We start from the raw sequence: 11635 nt of genomic DNA, 5'->3' as shown, positions 1-11635 counted from the left end.
GTGGCGCCCCTCGCCGCGGTGGCGGGTCTTGCTCGCGCTCTACCCGGACGAGGGCCTGGCCGCCCGTCGCGGCCAGGCTGCCGTTCGGTGTGGCCGGGCCGAGCAGCCCGATCGCGGTAGCCAGCGAGCTGCCGTCCACCTGGCGACGAGCGCTGTCATCGGCGAGCAGTTCGACCAGGTCGGACGTCGCGGCGCGCAGCTGTTCGAGCGCCGTGATCCGCGGAAAGGCCTCGACGAGCAGCATGGCCCAGCCGACCAGCAGGTGATGGCGCCCGGTCAGATGTGCACGTTCGTGGGCGATGACGGCGTCGAGCTGCCGTGGTTCCAGCAGCTTCACGGCGTCCTCGGTGATCACCACGTGACCCGTGCCTGCCACGCAGTACGCGGCCGGTGCCGGCGCCGCGATGACGGTCGCATCGAGCTCCGGGTCATGACGGCCGAGCAGCGACAGCAGGTCCAGGTGGCGTTGGCGCGTAGTACGGCGGGTGCGCCGCAGGCTGATCGCCGCGCGGACGAGCCGGCCGGACACGATCAGCGTGATCAGCAACCCGGCCAGGACCGGGCTGAGCACGTCGATCAGCGTGAGGGCGTGGACGTGCTTGCCGTGCGGCAGGTAGCGCACCGCGGACATCAGCTTCAGTGCCGCCAGGCCGATCGCGAAACCGGCACAGCCGATCGAGGTGTGCCACAACCCGAGTGCGAGCGCCGGCGAGCGGCGCGCGAGGCTCGACCGGGACAGCAGTCGCGGTCCGACGATGGTGACGGCGGCGGCGTAGCCGGTCAGCAGCAGCGCGTGGATCGCGACGTTCATGGTGCACGCTTGTCTGTGCGCTGCCGGCTCGACAGGGCTTCCCACACCGCGGTCGCCTCCTCTTCGGTCATGTGATCCACGAAGCGGAACAGCGTGGCGATCTCGTCGCCGCTGCCGGCCAGGACCTGGCGCATGAGTTCGGCGCTGTAGTCCTGCCTGGTCGAGACCGGCCGGTACCGGTAGGCCTTGCCGTCGAGTTCCCTCGACAGCCAGCCCTTCCGGTACAGGTTGTCCATCACGGTCATCACCGTGGTGTAGGCGAGCTGACGCTCGGCGGCGAGGTCGTCGAGGATCTCGCGGACCGTCGCCGGATCGTCCCGGCTCCAGAGCCGATCCATGACGACTGCCTCGAGATCGCCGAATCCACGCACCCGCTACCCGCCCCCGGTCTCGCTGTCATCCCCGTTGTGTCACCCGCGCTGACCCCGGCCGTACGCCTCACTTGGTGCGGAAGACCAGCAGTTCGGTCCGGCCGTCGCTCAACGGCACGAACTCGCTGCCGACCAGTTCCAGGCCGCGCCGGCCCAGGAACTCCACCACCCAGTCGCGCGGTGTCAGTTGATAGATGTTCGCACGCGACGGCTCGTCGAGCCAGGTCTTCGTCACCACGTCGTTCAGGCATTCCTCGGTGATCACGTCGAACGCGACGACGCCACCCGGCCGGACGACCCGGGCCATCTCGGCGAGGTACCCGAAGGAGACGACGAAGGGCAGGTAGACGAAGACTTTGTGTGCATGCACCAGGTCGACGGATTCCGACTTCGTCGCGTCCAGCGAGTGACCGTTGGCCGGCCTGATGATCAGCTGCGGCCGGAGCTGGCGCAGGTACCGCACCCAGTCAGGCGCTGTCTCGTACACCTCGTACGCGTCAGGTTGCAGCGCGTCCATCACCCTGGTCAGGTACCGGCCCGAGCCGGCACCGATCTCGCAGACCCGGCCGATCCCGCTCTCGAGCTGCCCGAGCCGGAGCATCGCGGCGACGGTCTCGGCCGTCGAACCGGGCTCGGCGCTGAACGCATCGAGGTAGTCGCCGACCGACACTCCGGCCTTGTCTGCCGCCGCGATCGTCTTCCGTGCGGGCAGGAACGCCCCGACCGCCGGATCGCTGCTGTACCCCCGAACGAGTTGTACCCCCGCCGGCCGGAGCACTCGATTCACCCCGGTCCGTGCACTCGCCAATAACGACATAACGCCCCCTAGAAAACAGCGGCCTCGGCCGCACCCCCCTGGCCCACCGTCCAGTCCCCACCGCAGCAAGCCAGCTGTCTACGATGCAGGATAGTACTAACATCCATAGTTGATGCAAGACCCACATCGAGAGCAGCAACGGGACCGAAAGCTGCCAGGAGTACCTGCAAGTGGGTCAGCCGGGCGATCGCCCGTCGGGGAGGTCCGCGAAGTGCACGTCGTACCGGTCCCGTTCGGGGATCAGGGACGGGAACTCTGCTTCACCACGGCTGATCGCGGCGAGCTGCTCGACGTACCCGAAGCGTTCGATACCAGGGCTGAGTACGACGAACACGTCGGCGACCTCGCCGTGGGCCGCACCGAAGACATGCACCAGTCCGGGCGGGACGATGACGAGCCCGCCCTTGCCGACGGTGGTCAGGGTCTCGCCGAGACGGAAGAGCATGGTCCCGTCCAGCACGTAGAAGACTTCGTGCGAGAGCTTGTGGTGGTGCGGCGGTGCACCGTCGGCGCCGGTGGTCAACGTGAGCCGGCTCGCGCTGACCGCACCGCCGTCGGCGAGCAGTTCGAAGGCGCCGTCCGAGAGCGATGCTCCGGTGGCGGAGCCGGGTTGCACGACCAGGGCGGGGTTCTGGGCTTCCATGGGTGCCTCCTACGGTTGGAGCCCGCTCACGCCGGGCCGCCGGCGTTGGTCACGGGCTTCAGCTGGGTTGGTGCGGCGGCGGGGAGGTTGCGGTTGAGGAGAGCGCGGAGGGTTTGCGGCCAGGCGTAGAGGAACAGGGCGCAGAGACCGGCGTAGCAGACGACTGTGAACCAGCTGAGCGCTTCGATCCCGGTATGGCGGCTGATGACGGCCATGCCGGTGACGATGGTGCCCCAGGAAAACGGTGTTGCCCACCAGGCCATGGAGAACGTCAGGCCCTTGCCGAAGGCCCGGACGAGCATGGCCACGCAGACGGCTGCCCACAACAAGGTGAAGCCCATGATCGGTACGCCGGCGACGACGGACAGGGTTTGCAGACCGGTGTCGAACGGGGCGGGGAGACCCGCATTGGTCGCCTGGTCGCCCAGGTTCCCGAGGGCGTTGACGGCTTGCCCGAACGGGGCGATGGCGATGAACAGCAGCGGCGTCAGCTGGATCGGCAGCGGCCCGTGGACGAACAATCGCTGCATCACGAGCGGCAGGACCACGAGCGTCATGATCAGGTCGAGGCCGAACATCGCGTACAGGCACACGACGAACAGCGCCTTGCCCTGGCCGGCGGACTGGTGCTGGAGAAGCGGCAGGGCGAACGCGGCCGAGACCATGGTTCCGGTCGGCGGCAGGAGCCAGGCGGGGGACTGGCCGACGATGCTCAGGTCCTGCTTGATGATCATCAACAGCGTCAGTCCCACTGCGCACGCGAGACCCACGACGGTGCCGATCGTCCACAACGTCGCGCTGAGCCCGATCGCCAGGCTGTCCGGGAGGAACGTGTGCCCGACGGTGTAGCAGACCAGGCCGGTGGCGAGGAAGGCCAGTGACACGCACGCGTAGAACGGTGCGACCGTCGGGTCGAGGAGGTCCGCGCGCGCCTGGTCGGTGTGGACGTACCAATGGATGCAGCGCGCGATCACCACGGCCAGGAGCTCGACGAAGGCCAAGACGGTGAAGACCTGCCAGACCTGCAACGCGCCGGGGAACTGGTGCGGCAGCATCACCCCCGCGCCGGGAATGATGGCGGTTCCCATGACCACGGCGTACCAGTTCGGGCCGACGTAGCGGAAGGCCGTCAGCCGGGCATTGTCAGTGCTCACCACGCACGTCCTTCTGGGATTACTCCTTGTTCCAGCCGTGGAAGGGGCTGTGGTCGCCGGACTCCCACGCCTCCCGGAGGCCGGGGGTGCTGAGGTCCCAGTCCGGGCGTACTTCGCTGCTCGCCGCGCGGAGGTCGCGCCAGAGGTCGGCGATCGACGGGCGCCCCCAGAACCAGTAGCCGTTGTAGATGCTGTGCACCACGAGCCCCGGTTTCAGGACGATCGTGTACGGGATCATCGGGTCGTTGTCGGGATCGGTGTACTCCTGGATGTCGAGGTCGCGCTGCACGATCCGCCCGGGGTCGGACAGGAACGGCCACTGGGCCCCGACCGAGGCCCGGAACTCCTGCAGCGTGTGGTGCTCGTCGGTCGCGATCGTCACGATCTGCGTGTAGCTGACCGCGATCTTCGGGTAGAACGCCGCGAGCTCGAGGTGCTGCTGGTGCTCCTTCGGGCAGTAGTGCCCGCGGGCCAGCGTGAGGATCATCGGGTCGTCGCCCTGCAGGTCGCTCAGCTTGCGCGGTACGTCGTCCTGGTCAGGCAGCTGGTAGTCCGGGAAGGTCGCACCCGGCACGATGTCAGGTCGCATGAGCCTCACGGTAGACCCGGTCGACCGCGACGGCCCGTGGTCGACTCCCTGGTGCGGACCCGGGATCACCGGTCGACCGGACCAGGGAGTCACCCGGGTGTGGCCGGGAGGTCGCGCGGAGCATCGTCGGTGGCACATCGCGGTCCTCTGCCCTGGGAGGAGAACAGCCCATGTGTTTCGCTCACTCGGCCACGGCCAGCGACTCGCTGCACGTTCAGGCAGGAGTCGGTCCGGAGGCGGCCCAGAGTTTCGCGCAGCTGGCGGACGCCGGCGGGCTGGGCGCGGTCGAAGTCGCCGGATCGGGTACGCCGGACACGCTGGCGGCTCCCCGCGGCGATCGGATCCTCGACGGGTACGGCCGGGTCCTGCACAACCGCTGGAACCGCGACCTCGAGCCGGCCGTGACGGTCCGCCCCGGTGAGGAGATCCAGCTGCTCTGCCGCGACGCCTTGGACATCGGCGACCAGGCGCGAACCATCACGCCGGAAGGCACGATGACGCTCGATCTCGGCCGGATCCACCCCCTCACCGGCCCGGTCTACATCGAGGGCGCCGAGCCGGGCGACATCCTCGAGGTCGAGGTGCTCGACGTCAGCCCGCTGGTCGACTTCGGCTACACGACCGTCAGTCCCGCGCTCGGGCTGTTCGGGACGCTGCGCCCGGAGAGTCTGGCCGGTTTCGCTCCTTGGCTCGAGGCATCGCAGCTCAGCGATCCGAGTCCCGGGGCGGTGCCGTCGGCCCTTCCCGAGGGGCAGCCGTTCGGCAGCGGGGCGGCGTACGTGCAGCTGTTCCACTTCGAGCGTGGGCAGTCGACCGGGGCCGCGACCTTCGTCGGCTCGGACACCGGTACGCGGGCCCGGATCCCGATCGCGCCGTTCCTCGGCATCATGGGTAACGCGCCGATGCGGAAGGGCATGTACCGGACGTTTCCGCCCAGCTTCAGCGGCGGGATGGGCGGCAACATCGACGTCCGGCAGATCACGCCGGGCTCGCGGCTGCAGCTCCCGGTGTACGCCGAGGGCGCGCTCTTCTCGGCCGGCGACGGGCACATGGCCCAGGGCGACGGGGAAATCTCCGGGACCGCCATCGAGACGTTGATGTCGGCGACCCTGCGGTTCCAGGTCGTCAAGAACACCGTCATCGGTGCTCCACGAGCGATCGTCCCGGCGGCAGACCCGACTCAGCTTCGGTTGTCCACGGAGATGGCGGCACTGGGGTACTACGTGACGACCGGCGCCGGCCCGGATCTGATGGAGAACGCCAAGAACGCCGTCCGCGACATGATCGACTGGCTGGTCACCGACCAGGGCGTCAGCATGCACGAGGCGTACGCGCTGTGCAGTGTCGCCGGCGACCTGAAGATCAACGAGGTGGTGGACCTCCCGAACTGGCTGGTCTCGATGACCTTGCCGCGGGGAATCTTCGAAGGAGCGGCCTGATGAAAAGCATCACGCCCTTGGGAGCAGTCGTCGGCGGGCTCTTCGCCGGCACCGTCGGCACCCTGGTCATGGACCTGGTGCTGTACGCCGAATATCGCCAGGGCGGCGGCAAGAGTGAGTTCACCCGCTGGGAGTTCTCCAGCGATATCGAGAGCTGGGAACAGGCTCCGGCGCCCGCACTGGTCGGCAAGCGCCTGTACGAAGGCCTCTTCGATCGTGAGCTGCCCGACCACCGGGCGGCGCTGGTCAACAACATCACCCACTGGGCGTACGGGATCGGTAACGGCGCGGCGTACGGCGTGGTCGCCGGCTCCGCCCCGAAACCACGGATCTGGTACGGCGCTCCGTTCGGCGCGACCGTGTGGGGGACCGGGTACGTCGTACTCCCGGCCGCGAAGTTGTACCAGCCGATCTGGAAGTACAGCCCGAAGATCCTCACGAAGGACCTCGGCGCGCACCTCGGCTACGGACTGGGTACGGCGGCCGCTTTCAAACTCGCGACACTCGCCAGGAGGCTCCGGCGATGACTCAGGACCCGACCGCCCAGCACCAGCCCGTGCGGGGTTCCGGTCTGCTCGGGATGCGTCGGAGGACGGTGGCCGATCTGCTGGTCGCGACCCTCAAGGCGTCCGGTGTTCGGCGCGTCTACGGGTTGCCCGGCGATTCGCTCAACGGACTCACCGACGCGCTGCGACGCGACGGTGAGCTGGACTGGCAGCACGTCCGGCACGAGGAGGCGGCAGCGTTGGCGGCCGCCGGCGAGGCCGCGACGACCGGCGAGCTGGCGGTCTGCGCGGCGAGTTGCGGGCCGGGGAACCTGCACCTGATCAACGGGCTCTTCGACGCGCAACGCAGCCGCGTGCCGGTGCTGGCCATTGCCGCGCACATCCCGTTGGCAGAGATCGGCAGCGGGTACTTCCAGGAGACTCATCCCCAGGAGTTGTTCCGCGAGTGCAGTGTGTACGTCGAGTTGGTGAGCGCTGCCGAACAGTTTCCGCGGATCCTGCGCGTGGCGATGCGCTCTGCTGTCGAGCGGCGTGGCGTGGCGGTGGTCGTCGTACCGGGTGAGGTGTTCAAGGCCTACGCTCCGGAGGACACTGTGCACCCCGTCTGGGCGGCCTCGGCTCAGGTGCTTCCTGCTGACGACGACCTGGCCAATGCCGCGGGCGTTCTGAACGACGCGAAGGCGGTCACGATTCTGGCCGGCGCGGGCTGCGCGGGTGCACACGACGACGTGGTCGCGATCGCCGAGCGGTTGAAGGCCCCGGTCGTGCATGCCCTGCGAGGCAAGGAGTTCGTCGAGTACGACAACCCGTACGACGTCGGCATGACGGGCCTGCTCGGGTTCGTGTCCGGCTATCGCGCGATGGAGCACTGCGATGCGTTGCTGATGCTCGGCACCGACTTCCCGTATCGCCCGTTCTACCCGGAGCACGCGCACATCGTCCAGGTCGACGTCCGCGGTGAGAACATCGGCCGCCGTACGCCGGTCGACGTACCGCTGGTGGGAACGGTGAAGGACACCGTGCAGGCGCTGCTGCCACTGCTCGCGGAACACTCGGACGGTGAGCACCTGAAGACCATGACCGCGCACTACCAGCGGACCCGCAGCCGCTTCGACAAGCTGGCCGAACCGGGCCGGCGACGCGGCGCGCTGCATCCCGAGACGGTCGCGACGGCGATCGACCGGTTGGCCGCGGACGACGCCGTACTGATTCCAGACGTCGGTACGCCGACCTTGTGGGCCGCGCGGTACTTCCGGATGAACGGTCGGCGCCGGCTGATCGGTTCGTTCACCCACGGCACGATGGCGAACGCGTTACCGCAGGCGATCGGTGTTCAGTCCGCCTTCCCGCAGCGACAGGTCGTCGCGTTCTCCGGCGACGGCGGGCTGGCCATGTTGATGGGCGAGCTGCTGACGTTGCGTCAGCTCGGACTGCCGGTGAAGGTCGTGATGCTGAACAACGGTGCGCTCGGCTTCGTCGAGCTGGAGATGAAGGCCGACGGCATCGTCAACTTCGGCACGGACCTCGACAACCCGGACTTCGCGGCGGTGGCGGAGGCCGTCGGCGTGCACGGCCTCCGCGTCGATGACGCGACCCAACTGGACGACGCGCTGCAGAAGGCGTTCGCCCATCCTGGTCCCGCGCTGGTCGACGTCCACACCCTGCGCCACGAGGTGGCCATCCCGCCGCGCATCGCGCTGAACCAGGCCGCCGGTTTCACGCTCTGGGCGACCCGCAGCGTGCTGAACGGCGACGCCAGCGCAGTGCTCGAGGTCGCCCGCACCAACCTGCGGCAACTCGCCCACGAGTAGCCCGGTTCACACCGCCGGGTAGACCTCCGCTTCGTAGAGCGAGTAGCCGTACTGCGTTGCGCGGTGGACGCCCTGGACGCGGACATAGCGTCCGGCGGCATCGAGCCAGACGGTGTCGGTGCCGCCGTCGCCGTTGGTGACCTCGGCGGCCGTGGTCCAGGTGTTCGCGTCGTCGGAGACCTGGATCTTGTAGGCGGAACCGTAGGCGGTCTCCCAGCGGAGCACGACCTTGCCGAGGCGGGTGGGCGAGCCGAGGTCGATCTGGAGCCAGGACGCGTCGTCGTACCCCGACGCCCAGCGGGTGCCGGCGTTGCCGTCGACGGCCAGGTCCGCGGTGAAGGACGTACCGGGTTCGGTGCTTGAGGCAACGACCGGGCGGTGCAGTGCGCTGTTGGTGTCCGAGGTGCGCGGGCGGACCGCGACCCGGAGTACGGCGCTACTCGTGGTGCTGCCGGTCAGAGTCGCCGGGATGTCGACGTCGGCGAGAGCCGCGTCGGCCGGCGGCGTCAGCTTCACGGTGACCGACTGGGTGAAGCCGCGCCTCACCGCGATCGGGGTCGTGATTGGAGCGGCGGACCAGCCGGCCGGAGGAGCGATCTGGAGAGTCCCGGTCACGTCCTTGCTCAGACCTGCAGCGACGTCGATCACGAAGCTCGACGCCACTCCGCGCACCACATCGGTCCGATCCTCGCTCGTGCGCAGCGTGACCTGCGGGGTGTCGGTCCACAGCGGTACGAGCTCGGCGACGGCGGCGGGGCTGCCGCCCTTCCACACCAGGCGTACGGCCTCGGCCGGCAGATCGCCGACCGGCACCTCGGCGTACGCGGACGAGAAGCTCCCGACTCGCTGCCACACGCCGCCGACCCGGACCTCGATGTCAGCGGAGCCCACACTGGACGACGGCTGCAGGACTGTCAGCCGAGCCAGCGCCCGCGGCGCCGACAACGTCGCGACCAACGCATCGCCCGCGTTCGGTGCGGTTGCAGGGACATACGCGGTCTCCACGTTGCCGTCCACGGCCCGCTGGTACGACGAGCCCGCGGCCGGCGTCGGCGTACCGCTCGCGGTCAGCGTCGTCGTCGTACCGCCGATCGTCTCGACCGAGAACTCGCGGACCACGAGCCAGAAGTCGCTCGCGGTCAACGACCGGTACCGCACGTACCGCGCCGTGGTCCCCGCCGGAGCGGTGAACCGTACGTCGGCGGTGGTCGCGCGGGTGAGCTCGGTCCAGCGCGTACCGTCGACGGAGTACTCCAGTGCACCCGAGTGGATGTAGTCGTTCGGGCTCGACGTCTTGCCCATCAGGACGGCGATGGCGCCGATCGAGACCGCCGAGCCGAGATCGACCCGGATCTCCGAACCAGGACCGGGGTTGCCGTTGCTCCAGTAAAAGGTGTTCGCGTCGCCGTCGACCATGCGCGCCGGCACATTGTCCTGGTAGGTGCCCAGGTTGGTCGTCGCGGTCTTGCCCGGGGTGACGCCGAGCCAGCGGTCGTGCACGCGGCCGGTCTCCGCGATCAGTTCGTCGACGACCCGCTCACCGATCCGCGGGTAGGTCCCGTCGTGCGGCGCGCGGCTGTCCCGGATCGCCTTGGCCTGCGTGACGAGTGCGGTCATCTGCTGCCGCGCGGTCCAGGCCGCCGGACCGTTGCCGGCCTCGAGTGCAGTCAGCAGGTCGAGGGCGCGGCTCATCGCCTGTCCCCAGAGTTCGGTTGCCTTGAGCCACGATTCCGCTTCGTCCCCGAACGCCGGATCGGCGACGCCGGCCCGGATCGTCGCCGGTGCGGTGGTGATCGCGGCGACCTTCGGCTGCAGGAAGGCGATCGCTTGCGTGCGTTCGCCGGCGCGCCACCGCTGCCAGAACTCGTCGACCGCGGCGCCGAAGGCCGGTGCGCTGTCCGAGTGCAGGGTCCCGTCGTAGGTGTTGAGGTCGGCGAAGACCCGCAGCGCGTCGATCGTGCGCGGATCGCCGCCGGCGCGTTCGCTGATCGCTCGCAGCCAGACGGGCGTCGCGTCGTACCGCGCCGGGTTCCAGCCGAACTCGGCGAACGAGTACAGCGCGAGCTTGCTCACCGCCGCCTGGTTCATCGGGTTGGAGATCACGCCGACGACGCTGTCCGCGATCCCCGCTTCGCGGCCGGTGTACGGCGCCAGCAGCAACCGGCCCGCCGCGTAGTCGTTGACCGGGTAGTTGTCCCAGATCAGGATGTCGTGGCCGAACACGGCCTTCGCCTGCGCCGCCTGTGCCGCCGTGATCGTCTTCGGTACGACGCCGATCCCGGTCCAGTGCACGACGACATCGCTGTCGAGCTGCTCGCGCAACGCCTTCTTGTACGGCGTTTCGCTGACGTTGTAGTACTCGGTCGGCACCATCTGGAGCGGAGCGACGTCCGGCTTGGACTCGACCCACTCGCGCTGCACCCGGTTGAGCAGATCGCTCTGCGCCCGGCCCGCGGCCGCGCCTCCGGTGCCGTACTTCGCGCGGTCCGCGTCGCAGTGCCAGGTGTTGTAGTCGATGTCGTCGAGCGGCACGTTGAACGATCGGGCGCCCAGTGCGTACAGCGACTCGAACTTCGCGATCAGGGCCTGGAAGTCGGCCTCCGAGGTGTAGCAGATCGACAGACCGGGGGAGAGGGCGAAGGTGAAGTCGACCTTGTTCTGCCGGGCGCGGGTCACCAGCTCGCCGAGTTGCGCGAGCTTGTCGGCCGGATAAGCATCCCGCCAGCGCTCCCGGTGGTACGGGTCGTCCTTCGGTGCGTACTCGTAGGTGTTCATCCGGTGCGCGCCGAGGTAGCTGAGGTGATCGAGGCGGTCGGCGTTCGACCACGGCGTACCGTAGAAGCCTTCGATCGAGCCGCGGTAGCGCATCGTCGGCCAGTCCCGGACGGCGATCCCGGGCATCCAGTCCTGGCCCGGCCGCGCTTGCACCAGCTGCGCGAGGGACTGGGCGGCGTAGAACGTGCCGTCGCCGTCGACTCCGTCGAGCACGATCTGGGCGCGGTCGTTGCGATCGCGTCCAGCGGCGAGCACGTAGCCCTCGGCGGGGAGCCCGGTGCTGTCCTTGACCTGCAGCGCGGACAACACGGGCGCGGAACGGCCGAGCCAGATGGTGGTTGGCGTACCGGGATCAGTGCCGTCCGTCGTCTGGACGGTCTTCACGCCGGCACGCGTCAGCGCCTCGCGGACGACCCGCTCGGCGTCCGCGTCGGAGCGCGACGTACGGACCAGGCCGACGACGGGAGTGACCGGGAAGCCGTCACTGCGTTCGACGACCTGCTGCGGTTGTGGAGTGATGGCCGGCTTCGCCGCGGGTACGGCGGTTGCTTCCGTCGCGACCAGTGCGAGCGGCGAGGCCAAGGCGAGCAGGCTGACAGCGGACACGAGAAGGCGCATCGAGTCTCCTCAGGCGGGGGGAGTGCAGCGAGGGCGTGTCTTCCAATCCCCCGCCTACTGCGCGGGATTGGAAGACACGCCCTAGTTAGCCCCTGCGCAGA

The 11635-nt window shown here is 69.0% G+C and carries 10 protein-coding genes; 3 read left to right on the top strand and 7 right to left on the bottom strand.

Annotated features, from left to right (window positions below; all coding sequences use genetic code 11):
* The 6 genes from ACWGID_RS13095 to ACWGID_RS13070 all read right to left on the bottom strand — a co-directional run.
* The coding region (locus ACWGID_RS13095) for a M56 family metallopeptidase (RefSeq protein WP_452196661.1) at positions 1–811 on the bottom strand (811 nt) is incomplete at its 3' end.
* Positions 808–1182 carry a BlaI/MecI/CopY family transcriptional regulator gene (locus ACWGID_RS13090; protein ID WP_452196660.1) on the bottom strand — a complete coding sequence of 125 codons (375 nt, stop codon included), beginning with the start codon at positions 1180–1182 and terminating at the stop codon, positions 808–810. The genes ACWGID_RS13095 and ACWGID_RS13090, both read right to left, overlap by 4 nt.
* A gap of 67 nt (positions 1183–1249) precedes the next feature.
* A complete protein-coding gene (locus ACWGID_RS13085) occupies positions 1250–1960 on the bottom strand; it encodes a class I SAM-dependent methyltransferase (protein WP_452196659.1) in 711 nt (236 codons plus the stop codon).
* A 214-nt stretch (positions 1961–2174) separates the two neighbouring features.
* Positions 2175–2642, bottom strand: a complete 468-nt coding sequence (locus ACWGID_RS13080; protein WP_452196658.1) for a cupin domain-containing protein — start codon at positions 2640–2642, stop codon at positions 2175–2177.
* Positions 2643–2668: 26 nt separating this feature from the next.
* Complete coding sequence (locus ACWGID_RS13075; RefSeq protein WP_452196657.1) at positions 2669–3796, bottom strand: SLAC1 family transporter; 1128 nt, start codon at positions 3794–3796, stop codon at positions 2669–2671.
* Between the two features lie 19 nt (positions 3797–3815).
* Positions 3816–4385, bottom strand: a complete 570-nt coding sequence (locus ACWGID_RS13070) for a redoxin domain-containing protein (RefSeq protein WP_452196656.1) — start codon at positions 4383–4385, stop codon at positions 3816–3818.
* 170 nt (positions 4386–4555) lie between these two features.
* Here ACWGID_RS13070 and ACWGID_RS13065 point away from each other — a divergent pair, with 170 nt between their 5' ends.
* Genes ACWGID_RS13065 through poxB form a run of 3 tightly spaced genes read left to right on the top strand, consistent with a single transcriptional unit; the run spans position 4556 to position 8141 of the window.
* Positions 4556–5824 (top strand): acetamidase/formamidase family protein, encoded by a 1269-nt coding sequence (locus tag ACWGID_RS13065; protein ID WP_452196655.1) that lies wholly within the window; start codon positions 4556–4558, stop codon positions 5822–5824.
* On the top strand, positions 5824–6351 hold the full coding sequence (locus ACWGID_RS13060; protein WP_452196654.1) for a hypothetical protein: 528 nt from the start codon (positions 5824–5826) through the stop codon (positions 6349–6351). The genes ACWGID_RS13065 and ACWGID_RS13060 overlap by 1 nt, the downstream gene beginning before the upstream one ends.
* The gene (gene poxB / locus ACWGID_RS13055; protein WP_452196653.1) at positions 6348–8141 is read left to right on the top strand and encodes a ubiquinone-dependent pyruvate dehydrogenase; all 1794 of its coding nucleotides are present in this window, start codon (positions 6348–6350) and stop codon (positions 8139–8141) included. The genes ACWGID_RS13060 and poxB overlap by 4 nt, the downstream gene beginning before the upstream one ends.
* Before the next feature lie 6 nt (positions 8142–8147).
* On the opposite strand, the gene ACWGID_RS13050 is transcribed toward poxB, so the two are convergent.
* Positions 8148–11534 (bottom strand): beta-N-acetylglucosaminidase domain-containing protein, encoded by a 3387-nt coding sequence (locus ACWGID_RS13050; RefSeq protein WP_452196652.1) that lies wholly within the window; start codon positions 11532–11534, stop codon positions 8148–8150.
* Between the last annotated feature and the right edge of the window lie 101 nt (positions 11535–11635).

The sequence above is a fragment of the Kribbella sp. NPDC054772 genome, from assembly GCF_053611945.1.
The sequence above is the reverse complement of the archived record's forward strand: the minus strand, read 5'-3'. Positions and strand labels throughout refer to the sequence as shown.

Bases quoted from the DNA above. Each gene is read 5' to 3' on its own strand.
- ACWGID_RS13065 (WP_452196655.1), top strand. From the start codon at position 4,556: ATGTGTTTCGCTCACTCGGCCACGGCCAGCGACTCGCTGCACGTTCAG.
- ACWGID_RS13060 (WP_452196654.1), top strand. From the start codon at position 5,824: ATGAAAAGCATCACGCCCTTGGGAGCAGTCGTCGGCGGGCTCTTCGCC.
- ACWGID_RS13080 (WP_452196658.1), bottom strand. From the start codon at position 2,642: ATGGAAGCCCAGAACCCCGCCCTGGTCGTGCAACCCGGCTCCGCCACC.
- ACWGID_RS13050 (WP_452196652.1), bottom strand. From the start codon at position 11,534: ATGCGCCTTCTCGTGTCCGCTGTCAGCCTGCTCGCCTTGGCCTCGCCG.
- ACWGID_RS13070 (WP_452196656.1), bottom strand. From the start codon at position 4,385: ATGCGACCTGACATCGTGCCGGGTGCGACCTTCCCGGACTACCAGCTG.
- poxB (WP_452196653.1), top strand. From the start codon at position 6,348: ATGACTCAGGACCCGACCGCCCAGCACCAGCCCGTGCGGGGTTCCGGT.